At 40.0% G+C, this 20704-nt stretch carries 20 protein-coding genes; all 20 read left to right on the top strand.

Annotated features, from left to right (window positions below):
• The first annotated feature begins 13 nt into the window (after positions 1–13).
• The gene (locus tag LS41612_RS18020; RefSeq protein ID WP_024362071.1) at positions 14–1669 is read left to right on the top strand and encodes a fatty acid kinase ATP-binding subunit FakA; all 1656 of its coding nucleotides are present in this window, start codon (positions 14–16) and stop codon (positions 1667–1669) included.
• A gap of 348 nt (positions 1670–2017) precedes the next feature.
• Entirely contained in the window at positions 2018–2680 is a 663-nt protein-coding gene (gene sdaAB, locus LS41612_RS18015) for an L-serine ammonia-lyase, iron-sulfur-dependent subunit beta (RefSeq protein ID WP_024362070.1), read from the top strand.
• Positions 2681–2694: 14 nt separating this feature from the next.
• On the top strand, positions 2695–3615 hold the full coding sequence (gene sdaAA / locus LS41612_RS18010) for an L-serine ammonia-lyase, iron-sulfur-dependent, subunit alpha (RefSeq protein ID WP_024362069.1): 921 nt from the start codon (positions 2695–2697) through the stop codon (positions 3613–3615).
• A gap of 291 nt (positions 3616–3906) precedes the next feature.
• Positions 3907–5952, top strand: coding sequence for an ATP-dependent DNA helicase RecG (gene recG, locus LS41612_RS18005; protein ID WP_024362068.1), 2046 nt, complete (start codon positions 3907–3909; stop codon positions 5950–5952).
• Between the two features lie 127 nt (positions 5953–6079).
• On the top strand, positions 6080–6658 hold the full coding sequence (gene fapR, locus LS41612_RS18000) for a transcription factor FapR (protein WP_024362067.1): 579 nt from the start codon (positions 6080–6082) through the stop codon (positions 6656–6658).
• Positions 6655–7647 (top strand): phosphate acyltransferase PlsX, encoded by a 993-nt coding sequence (gene plsX / locus LS41612_RS17995; protein ID WP_024362066.1) that lies wholly within the window; start codon positions 6655–6657, stop codon positions 7645–7647. Before fapR ends, plsX begins: the two co-directional genes overlap by 4 nt.
• Positions 7648–7666: 19 nt before the next feature.
• Positions 7667–8620, top strand: a complete 954-nt coding sequence (gene fabD, locus LS41612_RS17990; RefSeq protein ID WP_024362065.1) for an ACP S-malonyltransferase — start codon at positions 7667–7669, stop codon at positions 8618–8620.
• Positions 8613–9359, top strand: coding sequence for a 3-oxoacyl-[acyl-carrier-protein] reductase (fabG, locus tag LS41612_RS17985; protein WP_024362064.1), 747 nt, complete (start codon positions 8613–8615; stop codon positions 9357–9359). The genes fabD and fabG overlap by 8 nt, the downstream gene beginning before the upstream one ends.
• Positions 9360–9419: 60 nt before the next feature.
• Positions 9420–9656, top strand: coding sequence for an acyl carrier protein (gene acpP, locus LS41612_RS17980; protein ID WP_024362063.1), 237 nt, complete (start codon positions 9420–9422; stop codon positions 9654–9656).
• A 274-nt stretch (positions 9657–9930) separates the two neighbouring features.
• Positions 9931–10695: a ribonuclease III gene (gene rnc / locus LS41612_RS17975; RefSeq protein WP_024362062.1), complete on the top strand. Its 765-nt coding sequence runs from the start codon at positions 9931–9933 to the stop codon at positions 10693–10695.
• Positions 10696–10698: 3 nt separating this feature from the next.
• Positions 10699–14280: a chromosome segregation protein SMC gene (smc, locus tag LS41612_RS17970; protein WP_024362061.1), complete on the top strand. Its 3582-nt coding sequence runs from the start codon at positions 10699–10701 to the stop codon at positions 14278–14280.
• The gene (gene ftsY, locus LS41612_RS17965) at positions 14277–15524 is read left to right on the top strand and encodes a signal recognition particle-docking protein FtsY (RefSeq protein WP_024362060.1); all 1248 of its coding nucleotides are present in this window, start codon (positions 14277–14279) and stop codon (positions 15522–15524) included. Before smc ends, ftsY begins: the two co-directional genes overlap by 4 nt.
• A 190-nt stretch (positions 15525–15714) precedes the next feature.
• The gene (locus LS41612_RS17960; RefSeq protein WP_024362059.1) at positions 15715–16050 is read left to right on the top strand and encodes a putative DNA-binding protein; all 336 of its coding nucleotides are present in this window, start codon (positions 15715–15717) and stop codon (positions 16048–16050) included.
• A 12-nt stretch (positions 16051–16062) separates the two neighbouring features.
• The gene (gene ffh / locus LS41612_RS17955) at positions 16063–17421 is read left to right on the top strand and encodes a signal recognition particle protein (protein WP_024362058.1); all 1359 of its coding nucleotides are present in this window, start codon (positions 16063–16065) and stop codon (positions 17419–17421) included.
• A gap of 94 nt (positions 17422–17515) precedes the next feature.
• Positions 17516–17788: a 30S ribosomal protein S16 gene (gene rpsP / locus LS41612_RS17950; RefSeq protein WP_024362057.1), complete on the top strand. Its 273-nt coding sequence runs from the start codon at positions 17516–17518 to the stop codon at positions 17786–17788.
• Between the two features lie 15 nt (positions 17789–17803).
• Entirely contained in the window at positions 17804–18037 is a 234-nt protein-coding gene (locus LS41612_RS17945; protein ID WP_004269410.1) for a KH domain-containing protein, read from the top strand.
• A gap of 222 nt (positions 18038–18259) precedes the next feature.
• The gene (rimM, locus tag LS41612_RS17940) at positions 18260–18775 is read left to right on the top strand and encodes a ribosome maturation factor RimM (RefSeq protein WP_024362056.1); all 516 of its coding nucleotides are present in this window, start codon (positions 18260–18262) and stop codon (positions 18773–18775) included.
• Positions 18775–19503: a tRNA (guanosine(37)-N1)-methyltransferase TrmD gene (gene trmD / locus LS41612_RS17935; RefSeq protein ID WP_024362055.1), complete on the top strand. Its 729-nt coding sequence runs from the start codon at positions 18775–18777 to the stop codon at positions 19501–19503. The genes rimM and trmD overlap by 1 nt, the downstream gene beginning before the upstream one ends.
• 126 nt (positions 19504–19629) lie before the next feature.
• Complete coding sequence (gene rplS, locus LS41612_RS17930) at positions 19630–19974, top strand: 50S ribosomal protein L19 (protein ID WP_024362054.1); 345 nt, start codon at positions 19630–19632, stop codon at positions 19972–19974.
• Between the two features lie 106 nt (positions 19975–20080).
• Positions 20081–20647: a signal peptidase I gene (gene lepB, locus LS41612_RS17925; protein WP_024362053.1), complete on the top strand. Its 567-nt coding sequence runs from the start codon at positions 20081–20083 to the stop codon at positions 20645–20647.
• The last annotated feature ends 57 nt before the right edge of the window (positions 20648–20704 follow it).

Genomic DNA, 20704 nt, shown 5'->3' with positions numbered 1-20704 from the left:
GGAACAAATTCGAATGCAGTCTTTAGACGGATTAAAATTTGCTGAAATGGTGCAAATGGGTGCTCATCACCTATTCCAAAATGCAAATTATGTAGATTCTTTAAATGTATTCCCAGTACCAGATGGGGATACAGGGACAAACATGAACTTATCGATGACATCTGGTGCTAAGGAAACCGAACTTCAAGCGTCAGAACATATTGGGAAAACGGCACAAGCGTTATCAAAAGGATTGCTTATGGGTGCACGTGGGAATTCAGGTGTAATCTTATCGCAACTATTCCGAGGTTTCGGTAAATTTGTAGAAAAAGAAGCAACAATTAATGCAAAAGCATTTGCTGGTGCCTTCCAAGCTGGTGTCGATACAGCTTATAAAGCAGTAATGAAACCAGTTGAGGGAACAATCTTAACTGTTGCACGAGAAGCGGCTAAAAAAGGTGTAGAAGTTGCTGAAAGTGAAAACGATATCATTGCTGTTATGGAAGCATTTACGGCGGAAGCAAAGGCTTCACTAGAGCGCACACCAGACCTGTTACCGGTGTTAAAAGAAGTAGGCGTCGTGGATAGTGGTGGTCAAGGATTACTATTTGTCTACGAAGGTTTTTTAGCCTCTTTAAAAGGCGAGCCACTTCCAAAGAAAAATGATGCAACATTAGATGATTTAATTAATGCCGAACATCATAGAGCCCAAGACTTTATGAATACTGCAGATATTGAATTTGGCTATTGTACGGAAATTATGGTTCGTTTTGAAGAGGATAAAGAGCCATTCAGTGAGGAACAATTCCGTAATGAATTAAACCCATTAGGTGACTCGTTGCTTGTTATTTCAGATGAAGAAATTGCGAAAGTGCATATTCATTCTGAGCAACCGGGCGCTGTTTTAGCGATGGGGCAAAAATATGGTAGTCTTATTAAAATCAAAGTTGATAATATGCGTGAGCAACATTCCGCTATCGTTGGCGAGGATCACAAAGCATCTGCACCAGCTCCAGCGAAAAAAGCTGAAAAGCATCCTTATGCGATTGTTACGATTGCAATGGGAGAAGGTGTGGCTGAATTACTACGCTCGATTGGTGCTTCTTATGTGATTGAGGGCGGACAAACGATGAACCCTTCAACTGAAGATATTGTGAAAGCTGTACAGGAAATTGGTGCTGAAAAAGTACTTATTTTACCAAACAACAAAAATATAGTAATGGCAGCTGAGCAAGCTGTAGAGTTATTGGGTATTGAAGCTGCAGTTGTGGCAACAAAAACAATTCCTCAAGGGATGGCAGCCATTCTTTCATTTAATCCAGAAGCGACAGTTGAAACAAACCAAAAAGCGATGACAGAAGCATTTGCTCATGTAAAAACAGGGCAAGTCACTTATGCAGTGCGTGATACGTCGATTGATGGCGTAGAAATTCATAAAGACGATTTTATGGCGCTTGCTGAAGGGAAAATTGTGCTCTCTACACCAGCGTTAAAAGACGCTGCTGAGAAAGTTATTACAGATTTAGTAGATGCAAATACGGAAATCGTAACAATTATTTATGGCGAAGATACGTCTGAAGAAAAAGCCTCTGAATTAATCCAATTTATCGAAGAAAACTATCCAGATGTCGAAGTGGAGTTATTTAATGGTAAACAAGGATTATATCCATATATTATTTCGGTAGAATAATATTAGGTTGCAGAGTGAACGAGTAGACGAAGCAGTGCACAAGTTGTGTACTGCTTTTGTTTATGGTAAAAGGAATGCCAGCGTTGAATACAAGAAGAAATAAGCAAAATAGATTGTTTTGTGTATTTCTTCAAAGGACAGTTAACTTGTAAATGCTGGAATATTAGCTCTTTAGAGTGCTTGTATTTGTAGGGAGTACAATAAAGAAATAATATAAATGATTAAGAAATTATAGTCGTTTTAATTTTCTGAAAGTTGATAAAGTAGTGCTTTACTTTTATAGTAACTATCAAGCATGATATAAGTAAAAGTAAAATTATTATATGAATAGAATAGAGGGGTGCTTGTATGAAATTTACATCGGTTTTTGATATTATTGGACCTGTTATGATTGGTCCATCTTCTTCTCATACAGCAGGTGCAGCGCGTATTGGCCGTGTTGCAAGAGATTTATTTGGCAGACAGCCGAAATGGGTGAAAATCCACCTATATGGTTCGTTTGCAGAAACATACAGAGGGCATGGGACAGATGTAGCAATAATTGGTGGTTTATTAGATTTTGATACATTTGATGAGCGAATTAAAACGGCTTTTGAGCATGCAGAAAAAGCTGGCATGCAATATGAATTTATTCCTGAAACAGCTAATACAGAGCATCCGAATACAGCGAGATTGGTATTTGGTGACGATGATGGCGAAATGTCAATTGTCGGTATTTCAATTGGCGGGGGAAAAATTGAAGTAAGCGAGGTCAATGGCTTCAAGCTTCGCTTAACGGGTGGCATGCCTGCTATTCTTGTTGTACATGATGACCGCGCGGGCTGTATTGCCAATGTGGCAAATTGCTTAGCAATGCATAATGTCAATATTGGCCATATGGAAGTTTCACGTATCGAACGTGGCTTAACGGCTTTAATGGTGATTGAGATCGATCAAAATATTGAGGACAAAGTACTTCAACAAATTTCATTAATACCACATATTACAAAAGTATCGAAAATTAATAACTAAGGGGGTGTCCCAAAATGGATGTATTATTTCATAATGTCCGTGAGCTTGTAGAACGAGCAGAGCGTGAAGAAAAGCAAATTTCTGAGCTAATGATTGAACAAGAAATACTAATAAGTGGTCGAACACGCGAAGAAATTATGCAACAAATGGATCAAAACTTAACAGTGATGGAAGAAGCGGTTGAACGAGGCTTACAAGGAGTAAAGTCTGTTACAGGTTTAACTGGTGGTGATGCTGTCCTACTTCAAAATTATATTGCACAAGGCAAATCGCTTTCTGGAGATTTATTATTGGATGCGGTCAGTAAAGCAGTTGCTACGAATGAAGTAAATGCTGCCATGGGCACAATTTGTGCAACACCTACAGCCGGTTCTGCGGGAGTAGTGCCAGGCACTTTATTTGCAGTAAAAAATAAGCTAAACCCAACGCGTGAGCAAATGATTCGCTATTTATTTACTTCGGGCGCCTTTGGTTTTGTGGTAGCAAACAATGCTTCTATCTCGGGTGCTGCAGGCGGCTGTCAGGCTGAAGTTGGTTCGGCAGCCGGTATGGCGGCGGCGGCAATAGTGGAAATGGCAGGAGGGACACCTCAACAATGTGCAGAAGCATTTGCTATTACGCTGAAAAATATGCTAGGTCTCGTTTGTGATCCAGTAGCGGGTTTAGTCGAAGTGCCTTGTGTTAAACGTAATGCAATGGGGGCAGCGAATTCGCTTGTAGCAGCAGATATGGCTTTAGCAGGTGTTACGAGTCGTATCCCATGTGATGAAGTCATTGGAGCGATGTATCGCATCGGTCAGTCAATGAGCCCGAACTTGAAAGAAACAGCGCGTGGTGGACTAGCGGCGACGCCAACAGGCAAAGCAATTAGCAATGCGATTCTTAATAATGGCGATTTACAAAGCATACTAAAAGCAAGAATCACAATAGAGTAGATTGTAAAAGCGTTAGATTGACTGCAATCAATCTAACGCTTTTTTGTTATGTCGTTGTAATCCGCTACAGCGGGGACCTGAAGGTTTCGTGCCAATAGAAGTGATTTTCGTGGCGATAGCGCCCGAATAAGTGCAATTTGAAAGTTACTGTGTCGACACGAAAGAAAAGATTTATGATACAGTTAAAATGAGAACGGATGTATCTACGAATAACAATAAAACAATTGACATAGAAGGGAGGTAGGTTCTTGAGATTTGTGACACAACAAATCTCAAGAGCTGTTGTGACAGGTGACTGAATTAAGCAGTCCTGTCTCCGAATTAAAAGGAGTCGGGAAAGAAACCGCAGCACACTTAGAAACATTGGGTATCGAGACGGTAAACGATATTTTATGGACCTTTCCACATCGGCATGAGGATTTCCGTTTAAAGGATTTAGCGCAAACACCACATAATGAGCGAGTTACCGTTGAATGTAAAGTAGAACGTGAGCCGACTGTGTTGTTTTTAGGACGCAACAAATCTCGCTTGCAAGTAACCGTGCTTGCGGGGCGCCATTTAGTAAAAGTCGTATTTTTCAATCAAAACTATTTAAAGCAAAAGCTTATACCAGGTACTATTGTGACAGTGACGGGCAAATGGGATAGAGGTAGACAAGTTATTAATGGCACCACTGTCACTTTTGGACCGAAAATCGACCAAGTAGACTTTGAACCTGTCTATAGCTTGAGAGGTTTAATTCCACAAAAACGGTTTCGTAAATATATGCGACAGGTGTTAGATGACTTTGGTGCGGTATTACCAGATGCGATTCCACAGCATTTGCAGGATGCCTATAAATTAGTGTCAATACGCGATGGGTTGGAAGGTATTCATTTTCCACAAAATGCTGAGCATGCGAAACAAGCTAGAAGACGCTTTGCTTATGAAGAGTTATTAAACTTTCAGCTCCGTATTCAAGCATTACGTAAAATACGTAAGGATACTGAACACGGTACGATTATACAGTTCGACTTGCAAAAACTACGGGCATTTATTGCTTCATTGCCGTACGAGTTAACAGGTGCTCAAAAGCGTGTTGTCAATGAAATATGTAAAGATTTAAAAGCACCGCATCGCATGAATCGTTTGCTACAAGGCGATGTTGGGTCGGGAAAAACAGTTGTGGCAGCTATTTGCTTATATGCTGCTGTGACAGCTGGATTTCAAGGGGCGCTAATGGCACCGACGGAAATATTAGCAGAGCAACATGCTGAAAACTTAGTTGCTTGGTTTGAGCCATTTGGTGTACGTGTCGCGTTATTATCAGGCTCAACGAAAACGAAGGAGCGCCGTCTACTATTAGCCGCACTGGCTGATGGAGAAATTGATATTGTTATAGGCACCCACGCTCTGATCCAACCTGATGTTCTCTTCAAGAGACTGGGCTTTGTTATAACGGACGAACAGCATCGCTTTGGTGTGGAGCAACGTAGAATTTTACGTGATAAAGGAGAAAACCCTGATGTGCTCTTTATGACGGCTACGCCTATCCCACGAACACTGGCGATTACAGCGTTTGGTGAAATGGACGTCTCGTTAATTGATGAAATGCCGGCAGGGCGTAAAGAAATTGAAACCCATTGGATGAAAAAAGAACAATTGGGTTCCGTGTTAGCTAAACTAGAGTTAGAGCTGACAGCAGGTAGACAAGCATATGCCATTTGTCCTTTGATTGAAGAGTCGGATAAACTGGATGTTCAAAATGCCGTAGAGATTTATGAGCAACTCGCATCGTATTTTACTGGACGCTTTAAAGTTGGGTTAATGCATGGTCGCTTACCAGCAGATGAAAAAGATGCGATAATGCGAGGCTTTAGCGAGGGTGATATTCACGTCTTAGTATCTACGACTGTTGTTGAAGTCGGCGTAAATGTGCCCAATGCAACGTTTATGGTAGTCTACGATGCGGAACGTTTTGGCTTAGCGCAGCTACATCAGCTCCGCGGTCGTGTAGGACGTGGTGAGCATCAATCCTATTGTATATTAATTGCTGATCCAAAATCGGATGAGGGTAAAGAGCGAATGCAGTCTATGACCGAAACAAATGATGGTTTCCGACTAGCTGAAAAAGATTTAGAGCTTCGTGGACCAGGAGACTTTTTCGGCCGTAAGCAAAGCGGCTTGCCTGATTTTAAAGTAGCCGATTTAGTACATGATTATAGAACCCTGGAGACGGCACGAAAAGATGCAACAGAAATGATTGATACAGATGCATTTTGGCATGATGAGATGTATCGATATTTGCGTGAAATGCTACAACAGTCTGGCGTCCTTCAAGGCGAACGATTTGATTAATGTAGCGTTGTGTAATAAGGAATGTGAGAGCTTGTTTTTGAAAACAAGTCTTGCATTCTTTTTTTATACTCTATATACTGATATTAGTACCAAGTGCTAATAACAACTCAAAAGGTGGCGAATGACGTTGAGACGAACGAAAAAAGAGCGACAGCGATTATTATCTGAAACGATTGCGGAAAATCCATTCGTCACAGATGAACAACTCGCGTCGGAATTTCAGGTAAGTGTTCAAACCATTCGATTGGATCGTATGGAATTAGCAATTCCCGAATTGCGTGAACGAATTAAAGATGTGGCTTCGAAAACTTATGAAAATGAAGTGAAATCGTTACCGATTGACGAAGTAATCGGTGAAATTATTGATATAGAATTAGACAATCGTGCATTATCAATTTTTGACGTAAAAGATGAGCACGTTTTTCAGCGCAATGGCATTGCTCGTGGACATCATTTATTTGCACAAGCAAACTCATTAGCTGTAGCGGTAATTGATGATGAGCTTGCATTAACAGTGCACTCCAATATTACATTTGTGAAACCTGTAAAAGCCGGAAATCGTGTTATTACTAAGGCGGTCGTTGTTGGAAGAGATGATGAACGCCATCGTACAAAAGTAGAAATTGTATCTACTGTAAATGGTGAAACAGTTTTGGTTGGTGAATTCGATATGTACCGCACGAAAGGTAAAGGTGAACAAGAATGAAATTAGCACTTGATGGAATGGGTGGCGACAATGCACCAAAGTCAGTAGTGGAAGGTGCATTATTAGCATTAGAACAAATTCCAAATTTGGAAATTCAGTTATATGGACAGCAAGAAAAGCTTGACCCTTATTTGAAAATGCATGACCGCTTAACGGTTATTCATTGTGAAGAAGTGGTCGAGGGCACAGATGACCCTGCACGTGCTGTACGACGTAAAAAAGATTCATCGATGGCACGCATGATGGATGCAGTGGAAGAAGGGAAGGCAGATGCCTGTCTTTCGGCGGGAAATACAGGTGCATTAATGGCAGGTGGTTTGTTTAAGGTAGGGCGTATTGAAGGTATTGCTCGACCTGCATTAGCTACGACATTACCGACACTTGATGGCAAAGGATTTTTAATGCTCGATTTAGGAGCGAATGCAGATGCCCGACCAGAACATTTACTGCAATATGCGATTATGGGTGATATATACGCCAAAAAGGTAGGCGGTTTACAAAAGCCACGTATTGGTCTTTTAAATATCGGAACTGAAGATAAAAAAGGCAATGATTTAACGAAAGCTGCTTTTGCCTTATTAAAAGAAGCGGACTTGAATTTTATCGGCAACGTTGAGGCGCGTGATTTACTTGATGGGGTAGCAGACGTCGTTGTGACAGATGGATTTACAGGCAATATGGTGCTGAAGTCAATAGAAGGAACAGCGGGTGCGTTGTTTACAATGCTAAAAGAGGCATTTATGTCTTCTACCAAAACGAAAATTTCAGCAATGTTAATGAAAAATAATTTACGTGACTTAAAAAATAAAATGGACTATACAGAGTATGGCGGTGCAGGTTTGTTTGGGTTACAAGCACCTGTAATTAAAGCGCATGGATCATCCAATGCGAAAGCAATCTATAGTGCAATCCGTCAAGCCAATACGATGGTAGAGCATACAGTGATATCAACTATTACCGATACAGTACGTCACTTAGAAATTGATTAACAAAGGGGATTAGTAAGAAATGACGAAAATTGCATTTATTTTTCCAGGCCAAGGCTCACAGACGGTTGGCATGGGTCAAGAATTTATAAGCAATTCGCAAGAAAGTAAGGCCTTCTACGAAAGTGCTAACAAGACACTTGGTTTTGACTTATCTAAATTAATGTTAGAAGGACCTGCTGAAGAGTTAACGCTAACATACCATGCGCAACCAGCATTATTAACGACAGGTGTTATGGTTGCTGAAAAATTGCGTGCTGCAGGCATTACGCCACATTATGCTGCGGGTCACTCTCTTGGAGAATACGGTGCATTAGTCATCGCAGGTGTGCTTTCGTTTGAGGATGCTGTAGCTGTTGTTCATAAACGTGGTTTATACATGAACGAAGCTGTACCAGCAGGGCAAGGTGCAATGGCAGCTATTCTTGGAATGGAGCTTGAGGCGTTACATGCAGTAACTGCTAAAGTTACAGCTGAAGGTGATGTAGTTCAAGTTGCAAACGTCAACTGTCCAGGACAAATAGTTATTTCTGGTACTAAGGAAGGCGTTGATAAGGCCTCTGTAGCTGCAAAAGAAGCGGGTGCAAAACGTGCAATTCCGTTAGTAGTAAGTGGACCTTTCCATTCAGAATTAATGCGACCATCTTCAGAACAATTACAAGCTACGCTAGCCGAAATTACTTTATCGGAACCACAAATTCCGGTAATTAGCAACGTGAAGGCGAAAGAAATACAAGATGTACCAGCTATTCAACAAGAATTAGTTGAACAAGTGTATAGCGCTGTACAATGGGAAGCATCCGTTCGCGAAATGATTGCGCAAGGCGTGGATGTATTTATTGAGTGTGGTCCTGGTAAAGTGTTAAGTGGTTTAGTTAAGAAAATAGATCGTTCAGTGGCAACATATTGTGTATATGATGAAGCGTCATTAGAAGCGGTAATAGAAGCGTCGAAGGAGTGGACAATCAATGCGTAAATTAGAAGGAAAAGTTGCGGTTGTAACAGGTGCTTCACGAGGAATTGGACGTGCAATTGCATTAAAGCTTGCGGATGAAGGTGCGAAGGTTGTTGTTAACTATAGCGGCTCACAGGCAAAAGCAGAGGAAGTAGTTGCGACAATTCAAGCAAATGGTGGAGAGGCGATTGCCGTTCAAGCAAGTGTCTCCAAAACAGAGGAAGTTACTGCATTAATGGATGCGGCAGTCAAAACATTTGGCGCGCTTGATATTTTAGTAAATAATGCAGGAATTACTCGCGATAATTTATTGATGCGCATGAAAGAAGAAGAATGGGACGATGTACTCGATACAAACTTAAAAGGTGTATTCCTTTGTACAAAAGCAGTCACTCGTCAAATGATGAAGCAGCGTGCAGGGCGCATCATTAATATTTCTTCTATCGTTGGTGTTGCTGGTAATGCAGGGCAAGCTAATTATGTAGCGGCAAAAGCAGGCGTCATTGGCTTAACAAAAACGACGGCAAAAGAACTTGCGTCACGTAATATTTTAGTAAATGCCATTGCTCCAGGTTTTATTGAAACTGAAATGACAGAACAGCTTCCAGAAGATTTAAAACAAGGCATGCTGACACAAATTCCTCTCGCTAAACTTGGGCAACCTGAGGATATTGCGAAAGCAGTTGCGTTTTTAGCTTCTGAAGATGCAAACTATATGACAGGCCAAACGCTACATATTGACGGCGGCATGGTGATGTAATAATATGCTATAGCATAATTTTTAATTTTTTGTATAATCATTTGAGGGGAGGTGAACGTTTTGACTACAGTATTAGAGCGCGTAACAAAAGTAATCGTAGACCGTTTAGGTGTTGAGGAAAGTGAAGTTACACTAGAAGCTTCTTTCCGTGATGATTTAGGTGCAGACTCATTAGACGTTGTTGAGCTTGTAATGGAGCTTGAAGACGAATTCGATATGGAAATTTCTGATGAAGATGCTGAAAAAATTTCAACAGTTGGTTCTGCTATTTCATACATCGAAGGTAAAATTAACTAATTTTCTGGTAGATGACACAGATTTTGATAATACAAAATCTGATACCATTGTAGACTTACATCAAAGCATAATGGCAAAAGCTTATTTGCTTTGATGTATTTTAAAGGTACGAAATGGTTCGTTTTTCGAACGATGGACGTACCTTTTTTTATTTTTGTTAAAAAAATACGAAAAAACTTCCAAAACATTGTATTTATGCCGAAATACTTTTGCATAAATGCCTTGAAAAAGGTACACTAAGACGGTAGAAACTATTAGGAAGGCAGATTGTTCAATGGCTATGAGAAGAAAAGGAACTATGCAGAAATCAGGCGTACTTCCTGAAAAAGTACGCAATCAATTCGAGCTATTACAGCATGAATTAAACATCACATTTATTAATAAAAATTTATTGTATCAAGCATTCACGCATTCATCTTATGTGAATGAGCATCGCCGTAAATTGTTTACGGATAATGAGCGTCTCGAATTTTTAGGCGACGCTGTACTTGAACTGTCTGTTTCTAAATACCTTTTTGAGAAATACCCGCATATGAGTGAGGGCGAATTAACAAAATTGCGAGCTTCAATCGTTTGTGAACCATCCCTTGTTATTTTTGCAAATGAATTAGGATTTGGTCGCTTTGTATTGCTTGGAAAAGGTGAAGAATTAACAGGTGGACGGGAACGCCCAGCGCTACTTGCAGATGTTTTTGAATCATTTGTAGGTGCTCTTTATTTAGATCAGGATTTGCAAACGGTCGTGACATTTTTAGAACGAATCGTGTTCCCAAAGGTAGAAGTCGGTGCTTTTTCGCATGTGATGGATTTTAAAAGCCAACTACAAGAAATGGTACAGCAAACAAATAACGGTTTACTTCATTATGAAATTATTGATGAAAAGGGCCCAGCGCATAACCGTACCTTTGTATCAAGCGTGTTATTAAATGGACAAGAGCTTGGTATTGGTCGAGGGAAATCAAAAAAAGAAGCCGAGCAACAAGCAGCACAATGTGCGATGCGCGCAATGCGTGAGCATACTGCTAAAGAGGAGGCTTAATAGATGTTCCTAAAACGACTCGAAGTGATTGGCTTTAAATCTTTTGCGGAGCGCATTGGTATTGACTTTGTACCAGGTGTTACAGCTGTTGTTGGACCTAATGGCAGTGGGAAAAGTAATGTAACTGATGCTATTCGTTGGGTACTCGGGGAGCAATCGGCAAAGTCGTTACGTGGGGCAAAGATGGAAGATGTTATTTTTGCTGGGAGTGACTCTCGAAAGCCACTAAACTTTGCAGAGGTAACATTAATTTTAGATAATACTGATGAGCAACTTGCTTTTTCGTATACAGAGGTCAGCGTAACAAGACGCGTATACCGTTCAGGTGATAGTGAATATTTATTAAATAACCAGCAGTGTCGCCTGAAGGATATTACGGACTTGTTTATGGATTCGGGACTTGGGAAAGAGGCTTTTTCAATTATTTCACAAGGCCGTGTCGATGAAATTTTAAATAGCCGCCCGGACGATCGCCGCTCAATATTTGAAGAGGCGGCTGGTGTTTTAAAATATAAGCTACGAAAGAAAAAAGCAGAGCATAAACTTGTAGAAACAGATGAAAACCTTTACCGTGTTTTAGATATTTTACATGAGTTGGATAGCCGTTTGGAGCCTTTGCAAATACAAGCTTCTAGCGCAAGAGACTATGTACAAATGTCCACGGAACTAAAGGATTTTGATATTGCGATCCTTGTGCACGATTTAAAAAATTGTGCACAATCTTTGCATGCATTAAAAGAAGAGTATGCGCAGCTATCTGAAACAGAGCAAAAACAAGCAAAGGATATTCAAGCGCTAGAAACCCAAACGACGGATATTCGGAAACATTTAAAAGAGTTGGATGTTTTATTGGATGCTGCACAATCTGAGCTTGTAGATGCAACGATGGAAATGGAACGTTGGGATGGTCGTAAAGCTTTAATGGCTGAAAAACGCCAAAATGCAACGAATCAATTACAGCAGTTGAATACATCATTACTTGAAGCGCAAAATGAAGTAGAGGTATTAGTTGCGCAAGAACTTGAGAAAAAACAATTGTTTGTAGAAAAACAACAAGAAGTTTTAACGCTAAAGCAAATCATTAAGCAATTAGAGCAATCCTTAAACCGTTCAGTTACAGAAATTGAACAGGAAATGGAAGAGCATAAAAACCGCTATATCGATTCATTAAACGAAGAAGCAACAGTCAAAAATGAATTAAAAAATATCGAACAACAATTATCACAACAAAAAGCAATGGCAGCTCGTATGACAGACCAAACGGATGAGATTGGTCAAGAATTGATTGAAGTTGTGGCGGAGAAAGAAACACTTGTTGGCCTACATACAGCAACAACGACTGCATTGCAACAGAAGCTCGAACAATATGAAACATTGCAAATGCAGTTTAAAAAAGTGAATCTTTCTTTTAATGATAAGCAAGAAATGCTGTATAAGGCGTATCAGCACCAACAACAATTAAAAGCTAGAAAAGATACATTAGCAGAGCTAGAAGCTGATTTCTCTGGCTTCTTCCATGGTGTTAAGGAAGTATTACTGGCGCGTGATAAAGGTGAATTATTTGGTATTGAAGGCGCAGTGGCGGAATTGATTCAGGTCAATGGCAAATATTCGCAAGCGATTGAAACGGCCTTAGGTGCCGCCTCCCAACATATTGTGACGACGAACGAACAGAACGCCCAACAAGCTATCCGTTGGTTAAAGCAAAAAAGAGCGGGGCGTGCGACATTCTTACCAAAAACGGTTATGAAATCACGCAAAATTAATCCGTCAGCCATTCAGCTTGCTACGGAGCATCCAGCGTTCGTACAAATGGCAGATGCCCTTGTCACGTTCGATGAGGACAATCGCTCCATTGTTGAAAATTTGCTTGGCAATGTCATCGTTGCAGCGCATTTAGAAGGGGCAAGTCAAATTGCGCGATTATGTGGTTTCCGTTACCGTGTCGTAACGCTCGAAGGGGATATTGTCAATGCTGGAGGTTCTTTAACGGGTGGTGCAGCGAAACAACAATCTTCCCTATTTACAAGAAAAGCCGAGCTCGATGGTCTGATAGCTAAGCTAGAAGCATTAGAAACGTCGATTTATAGTGCAGAGCAGGCTGTAGCAACGGAAAAAGAGACATTGGCCACATTACGTGACAAAGTAGAACAATTAAAACTAGAAGGCGAACAACTGCGGAAAGAAGAAATGCAACAGGCAAGTCGCCTTCGAGAATTAGAGGTTGTAGAAAAAAGTCTATCCGCCCGAGTGTCCTTTGCTTCAAATGAAACGCAAGATGTAAAAACACGTGAGGAAGCGCTGCTTGCTCAAAAGGAAGTAGCTACTGCACGTTTAGCAGCGCTAGCTGAAGAATTAGTAGCGATAAACGAGACGGTAGAACAATTAGGTAAAGTTAAACTACAAAGTGAAACAGAAAAAGATGTTCTGCGCGAACAAACGGCAGAAAAACGTTCAGAGTTAGCGGTAATGCAGGAGCAAATGTCGCAAGTACAAATTGCGACCGCTGAACTTGCCCTACAATTAAACAAAGCTCGCCAAAAAGTCGACAATATTTCTCAGGAAATAATCTGGCTTCAATCTGATGAATCGACAAAATTATTGAGTGATGAAGAAGTGGAAGAGCAGGTCGCAACTTGGAAAGCTAGAAGAGAAACGTTACAAGTGACAATTACCCAGAAAAAGGAAGAAAAAGCGGCGCAACAACAGGAATTAACAACGTTAGAAGAGCAGCTAAAGGAATTGCAACGTATACATAAAGGCTTCATTGAAGCAATACGTGCGAATGAATTAAAGCGCAATCGCGTAGAATTTGAGATGAGTAATTTTAAAAATCAGCTCGAAGAAAACTATCAACTAACGTTTGAAGAGGCACTGGAAGTCGCTTTAACTATTGAAGACGAAGAGCATATGCGACGTCGCGTCAAGTTATTGAAAAAATCTATTGAAGAATTAGGTCCTGTAAACTTAAGTGCGATTGAAGAATTTGAGCGTGTCCAAGAACGACATTCTTTTTTAACAGAGCAACGTGAGGATTTACTCGAAGCGCAGGATACTTTACACGAAGCCATTAAAGAAATGGATGAAGAAATGACAATACGCTTTAGTGAAACATTTTTTGCCATTCGAGAGCAGTTCAAACGGGTATTCCGTGAATTGTTTGGGGGCGGTCAGGCAGATTTAGTATTACTTGATTCTGACAATATGCTTGATACGGGCATTGAAATTGTTGCGCAACCGCCAGGGAAAAAGTTGCAAAATTTAAGTTTACTTTCTGGTGGTGAACGTGCACTTACCGCGATTGCTTTACTATTCTCCATTTTAAATATTAGACCTGTGCCGTTCTGTATACTCGACGAAGTAGAAGCGGCATTGGATGAGGCAAATGTTGTTCGATACAGCGAATACTTGAAAAAGTTTAGTCGCAATACCCAATTCATTGTTATTACACACCGTAAAGGTACAATGGAGGGAGCTGACGTACTGTATGGTATTACGATGCAGGAATCAGGTGTATCAAAACTTGTATCAGTAAAATTAGAAGATGAACCCGTACTTGCGGAGCAAAGGAGCGAACAAGCATGAGTTTTTTTAAACGTTTAAAAGATAAGCTAATTGGAAATCCAACAGAAGAAAAAGTAGAAAATTTAGTCGAAGAGTCATCTACCGAATTAAAGCTTGAAGATACGGTAGAGCCAGTTCAACAGGAATCAAGTCATGAAGAGCTGCAAGAAAAAGTAGAAGAATCATCAGCAAGTGAGGACTTCATTGATTCACAAGCTTCGAATGTTGTGGAGGAAGAAAAACAGGAAGAAGTGCAGGAAATTGCGATTGTAGAGGAACCTGTAAAAGAAAAAAAACCTTCAGCTTGGTCTATTACACAAAAATTTAAAGCGGGTCTTGAAAAAACCCGTAATTCCTTTACTTCTAAGGTCAATGATTTAGTGGCACGCTACCGTAAAGTAGACGAGGACTTTTTTGAAGAACTAGAAGATCTATTATTACAAGCAGACGTTGGCTTTGAAACAGTAATGGAATTAATGGATAAATTACGCTTTGAGGTACAGCGCAAAAATATTAAAGATACAAATGGTATCCAAACGATTATTTCTGAAAAACTTGTGGAAATTTACGAGCAAGGGGAAGAAGACTTAATCGAACTAAATATGCAACCTAATGGTGAGTTAACGGTTATTCTATTCGTAGGTGTAAACGGTGTTGGGAAAACAACAACAATAGGTAAGTTAGCACATCGTCTAAAATCGGAAGGGAAAACAGTTGTCTTAGCTGCAGGAGATACGTTCCGTGCAGGGGCAATTGACCAATTACAAGTTTGGGGAGACCGTGTTGGTTGCGAGGTTATTAAGCAATCAGAAGGTTCGGATCCAGCAGCGGTTATGTATGATGCAATACGGGCTGCGAAAAATCGTAAAGCAGATGTCTTAATTTGTGATACTGCGGGCCGTTTACAAAACAAAGTGAACTTAATGAATGAACTTGAAAAAGTACATCGAGTTATTTCACGGGAAATACCGAATGCTCCTCATGAGGTGTTACTAGCACTAGATGCAACGACTGGTCAAAATGCACTTGTGCAGGCACAAACATTTAAAGAAGTAACAAATGTAACGGGAATTGTTTTAACGAAACTCGATGGTACCGCAAAAGGTGGTATTGTGCTTGCCATTCGAAATAAATTACACATTCCTGTGAAATTTGTAGGTCTTGGCGAGAAAATGGATGATTTACAACCATTTGATGCAGAACGCTATGTATACGGCTTATTTGCTGAAGGCTTAGATAAGGAACTACAAAATAGCGAAGAGTAAAAGATTGTAGTTGAAAGCATGGTCGCTCGACTGTTAAAAGGTGAAACACATTGTTTAAAAGAGAAATACTAGCTAATGGTGAAATAACGTTATTCAGCTAATAGAATGCTTTTAGACAAGGAGATTACCTTGACACAGACGGGCGCTTTTCGTTATGATACAAATGACTAACAACGGGGGGAGAAACTCGATGCTACTTGAAAAAACAACACGCATGAACTTTCTCTTCGACTTTTATCAAGCATTACTAACAGATAAGCAAAGAAGTTATATGGAACTGTATTATTTAGATGATCACTCACTTGGAGAAATCGCTGAATCATATGGAGTTTCACGTCAAGCTGTTTATGATAATATTCGTCGAACTGAAGCGATGCTTGAAGAATATGAAGAAAAACTATGTTTACTGGAAAAATTTCAACAACGTACGCAAATGCTTGCGCGCCTTACAGCTGGAATTACAGAAAAAAGTATGCCGGTTGAGGAGCAGTTGGCGCTTATTGAACAGTTGAAAGAATGGGATTAGGAGGCGAAAGCAGTGGCTTTTGAAGGATTAGCGGAACGACTCCAAGGAACGATCCAAAAGATTAAAGGTAAGGGTAAAGTATCGGAACAAGACGTTAAAGAAATGATGCGTGAAGTCCGATTTGCTTTAATCGAGGCGGATGTTAACTTAAAAGTAGTCAAGGAATTCGTTAAAAAAGTAAGTGAACGCGCTGTTGGTGTAGATGTTATGCAAAGCTTAACACCGGGTCAACAAGTTATTAAAATCGTTCAAGACGAGTTAACGGAGCTGATGGGCGGCGAACAAAGCCCGATTAAATTTAATACAAAGCCACCAACTGTCATTATGATGGTCGGTTTGCAAGGTGCGGGTAAAACAACAACAACTGGGAAATTAGCAAATATTTTACGTAAAAAATATAACCGTAAACCATTACTAGTTGCTGCGGACGTTTATCGCCCTGCTGCGGTTCAGCAATTACAAACATTAGGAAAGCAATTATCTTTACCTGTTTTTGCTTTAGGCACAGATGTATCACCAGTTGAAATCGCTCGTCAGGCAATTGAACTGGCAAAAGAAGAACATCATGATGTTGTCATTATCGATACAGCAGGTCGCTTGCATATCGATGAAGATTTAATGCAAGAATTAAAGGATATCCGTGCGTTAAAAGAGCCTGATGAAGTTTTCCTTGTGGTAGATGCCATGACGGGGCAAGATGCTGTAAACGTTGCGGAAAGTTTTAATGAGGCTGTCGGCATTACAGGGGTTGTTTTAACAAAACTGGATGGCGATACACGCGGTGGTGCAGCATTATCCATTCGTTCGGTGACACAGAAACCAATTAAATTTGTCGGTATGGGCGAAAAACTGGATGCGCTTGAACCGTTCCATCCGGAGCGTATGGCATCTCGTATTTTAGGCATGGGTGACGTGTTATCACTAATTGAAAAGGCGCAGGCAAACGTCGATGAAGCAAAGGCGAAAGAACTGGAAGAAAAGTTCAAAACGCAAAGCTTTACACTCGATGATTTTGTTGAGCAATTACAACAAGTGAAAAAAATGGGCCCGCTCGACGAAATATTAAAAATGCTACCAGGTGCAGGCAAAATTAAAGGCTTAGACAATGTCAAAGTAGATGATAAGCAAATGGGCCGTGTAGAAGCCATTATTTACTCTATGACAACTGCTGAAAAGACAAATCCCGAAATCATTAATGGTAGCCGTAAAAAGCGCATTGCCAAAGGTTCAGGTACGTCTATTCAAGAGGTCAACCGTTTGTTAAAACAATTTGACGAAATGAAAAAAATGATGAAGCAAATGACAGGTATGGCGACAGGTAAAGGCAAGAAAAAGATGAAATTACCTGGCTTTGATTCATTGTTTAAATAATATTTTATAGGTGTTAAGAAAAAACACTTTACAAACAACATAAACATTGATAATATACTATCTTGTGTGAAACTTATTCGGAGGTGCTATTAAAATGGCAGTTAAAATTCGCTTAAAACGTATGGGAGCTAAAAAATCTCCTTTCTATCGTATCGTAGTTGCAGACGCTCGTTCACCACGTGACGGTCGTTCAATCGAAACAGTTGGTACTTACAACCCACTAACTCAACCAGCTACTGTAAACATTGATGAAGAGAAAGCTCTTAAATGGTTAGCTGACGGTGCAAAACCATCAGATACAGTGCGTAACTTGTTCTCAGAACAAGGTATCATGGAAAAATTCCATAACCAAAAATTCAGTAAATAATCGGGGGAGACGTCTTTGAAGCAGCTGATTGAAGCAATCGTTTTACCGTTAGTCGATTATCCAGAAGAAGTCCGTATTGAGACGGACGAAAATGCAAATCGAATTGTTTATAAACTTTTTGTTCATCCAGAGGATCGAGGGAAAGTCATAGGCAAACAAGGGCGAGTAGCGAAAGCGATTCGTACAATTGTTTATTCAGCGGCAGGTAGTCACCATCAAAAAAAGACTTACGTCGATATATTGGATTGATAAAAAGATTTTCACGCTCGTTTACGCGCAATAAGGTAACAATGTAGCAATTATGCAACCTGTCGCCATTTTGCACTGAACAATTTTAACGACTATGTTGTTGCTAGAATTCGTAGGAGCTGTAAATGTGTAGCGTAAAATCTGGATAGAAGAGGGGGGAGCTTGCTGGTTCCTTCCTTTTTTTATATAGTACGGATATATAACGGTATAGAGGTGAAATGAATGGAATGGTTTAATGTAGGTCGTATTGTGAACACGCACGGAATTCGTGGTGAAGTGCGTATCTTATCGACGACAGATTTTGAAGAAGAACGCTTTGCGGTCGGGAATAAGCTTGCAGCGTTTAAAAAAGACGATAAAAAGCCAACGTGGGTAACAATTCAATCCGTACGCCGTCATAAAAACTTTATTTTGTTAACATTTGAAGGTATGGATAATATCAACTTTGTCGAGCCGTTCAAAGAAGGAATGCTCAAAATCACGAAAGATCAGATGACTGATGATTTATTACAAGAAAATGAATTTTTCTTCCATGAAATTATAGGCTGTACGGTTGTATCTGAAGAAGGTGCAACAATTGGTGAAGTCAAAGATATTCTGCAAACAGGTGCCAATGATGTGTGGGTAGTGAAGGGTGCTAAAAAAGAGCATTACATTCCATATATTGAAGACATCGTCAAAAATATTGATGTGGAAGAAAAGAAAATTGTTATTCATGTGATGGAAGGCTTACTATGATGCATATTCACGTATTAAGTCTATTTCCAGATATGTTTTCGGGTGTATTTGGTGCATCGATACTAAAAAAAGCTCAAGAAAAAGGGGCTGTAAAGCTAGAAGTATCAGATATTCGTGCGTTTTCTGGCAACAAGCATAATCAGGTAGACGATTATCCGTATGGTGGCGGTGCAGGGATGGTGTTAAAGCCAGAGCCGATGTTTAGTGCTGTAGAGGCTATTACAGCGGGTAAAAAGCCACGTATTATCTTAATGTGTCCGCAGGGTGAACGTTTCACCCAAAAAAAAGCGGAAGAGCTAGCGCAAGAAAGTGAATTAGTGTTCTTATGTGGTCACTACGAAGGCTACGATGAACGCATTCGTCAGCACCTCGTTACCGATGAAATATCGATTGGTGATTTTGTGTTAACAGGTGGTGAGTTAGGTGCGATGACGGTTATCGATAGTGTCGTACGCCTGTTACCTGGCGTGTTGGGACAAGCAGATTCCCATATCCAAGATTCTTTTTCAACGGGTCTGTTAGAACATCCACATTATACGCGACCTGCTGAATTCCGAGGCATGCAAGTACCAGAAGTATTATTATCAGGCAATCATGCGAAAATCGAACAATGGCGCGAAGAACAATCGTTAAAAAGAACATTCGAGCGTCGACCTGATTTACTCGAGCATTATCCATTAACAGACAAGCAAAAATTGTATTTGGAAAAACTTAAAAAACAACAATAAAGATGCTTGCTTGCATGCCATATATGTGATAACATCTAATCTGTGCTTCTATGTGAAGTGCTGAATTACGGTGTTCCGCTGTGGCATACATTGCGTGCAAGAGCATCTGTCTAAGGAGAGAAAACAATGTCAAACATTATTACAGAAATTACTAAAGCTCAGCTTCGCACTGATCTACCAGCTTTCCGTCCTGGTGATACTGTTAAGGTACACGTGAAAGTAGTAGAGGGTACTCGTGAACGTATCCAAGTATACGAAGGTGTAGTTATCAAACGTCGTGGTGGCGGTATTAGCGAAACTTTCACAGTTCGTAAAATTTCTTACGGTGTAGGTGTTGAACGTACATTCCCTGTACACACACCAAAAATCGCTAACTTAGAAGTTGTACGTCGTGGTAAAGTACGTCGTGCTAAACTTTACTACCTACGTAACCTACGTGGTAAAGCTGCTCGTATTAAAGAAATTCGATAATTATGACTTAAAAGTGAGGGGCTTGTATTGCAAGCTCCTTTTCTTTTTGCTTGTCATCTTAAATAATAATCATCTAAAATGAAGATAGACAAGGGGGCAATTCATAATGGAAAAACAAGTGAAAGAAAAGAATGAATTATGGGAATGGACAAAGGCTCTTTTAATTGCATTTGCGATTGCAGCAGTTATTCGTTATTTTTTATTTACACCAATTGCAGTTGACGGTGAGTCCATGATGCCAACCCTTGAAGATGGCGACCGAATGATTGTCAACAAAATTGGTTATAAAATTGGAGAGCCTAAGCGCTTTGATATCGTGGTGTTCCATGCACCAGAGCAAAAAAACTACATTAAACGTGTAATTGGCTTACCTGGTGAAACATTGGAATATAAAGACGATCAGTTATACATTAACGGAGAACCGATAGATGAGCCTTATTTAGATGCATACAAAGCTGAAATTACTGAAGGTACATTAACGGAAGATTTTACGTTAAATGACATTGATGCATCACTGCATGATGTAATTCCAGAAGGCTATGTATTTGTGATGGGCGATAATCGTCGATATAGTAAAGATAGCCGTCACATAGGTATTGTCGATCAAAAAGAAATTATAGGTAATACAAGCCTTATTTTCTGGCCGTATAGTGATATTAAAATTGTGAAGTAATGTTTGAAAGGGGGCTAATACTCCCTTTCTTGACGTCTAAGAGCATACGTTTTCTTA

The organism is Lysinibacillus sphaericus, from assembly GCF_002982115.1.
Taxonomy (GTDB): Bacteria; Bacillota; Bacilli; order Bacillales_A; family Planococcaceae; genus Lysinibacillus; species Lysinibacillus sphaericus.
Note: the sequence above shows the minus strand (reverse complement) of the source record. Positions and strands in the feature narration are given on the sequence as shown.

Coding starts and splice junctions, on each gene's coding strand:
- LS41612_RS18020 (WP_024362071.1), top strand. CDS start 14: ATGCAGTCTTTAGACGGATTAAAATTTGCTGAAATGGTGCAAATGGGT.
- sdaAB (WP_024362070.1), top strand. CDS start 2,018: ATGAAATTTACATCGGTTTTTGATATTATTGGACCTGTTATGATTGGT.
- sdaAA (WP_024362069.1), top strand. CDS start 2,695: ATGGATGTATTATTTCATAATGTCCGTGAGCTTGTAGAACGAGCAGAG.
- plsX (WP_024362066.1), top strand. CDS start 6,655: ATGAAATTAGCACTTGATGGAATGGGTGGCGACAATGCACCAAAGTCA.
- fabD (WP_024362065.1), top strand. CDS start 7,667: ATGACGAAAATTGCATTTATTTTTCCAGGCCAAGGCTCACAGACGGTT.
- fabG (WP_024362064.1), top strand. CDS start 8,613: ATGCGTAAATTAGAAGGAAAAGTTGCGGTTGTAACAGGTGCTTCACGA.
- rnc (WP_024362062.1), top strand. CDS start 9,931: ATGGCTATGAGAAGAAAAGGAACTATGCAGAAATCAGGCGTACTTCCT.
- smc (WP_024362061.1), top strand. CDS start 10,699: ATGTTCCTAAAACGACTCGAAGTGATTGGCTTTAAATCTTTTGCGGAG.
- ftsY (WP_024362060.1), top strand. CDS start 14,277: ATGAGTTTTTTTAAACGTTTAAAAGATAAGCTAATTGGAAATCCAACA.
- LS41612_RS17960 (WP_024362059.1), top strand. CDS start 15,715: ATGCTACTTGAAAAAACAACACGCATGAACTTTCTCTTCGACTTTTAT.
- rpsP (WP_024362057.1), top strand. CDS start 17,516: ATGGCAGTTAAAATTCGCTTAAAACGTATGGGAGCTAAAAAATCTCCT.
- rimM (WP_024362056.1), top strand. CDS start 18,260: ATGGAATGGTTTAATGTAGGTCGTATTGTGAACACGCACGGAATTCGT.
- trmD (WP_024362055.1), top strand. CDS start 18,775: ATGCATATTCACGTATTAAGTCTATTTCCAGATATGTTTTCGGGTGTA.
- rplS (WP_024362054.1), top strand. CDS start 19,630: ATGTCAAACATTATTACAGAAATTACTAAAGCTCAGCTTCGCACTGAT.
- lepB (WP_024362053.1), top strand. CDS start 20,081: ATGGAAAAACAAGTGAAAGAAAAGAATGAATTATGGGAATGGACAAAG.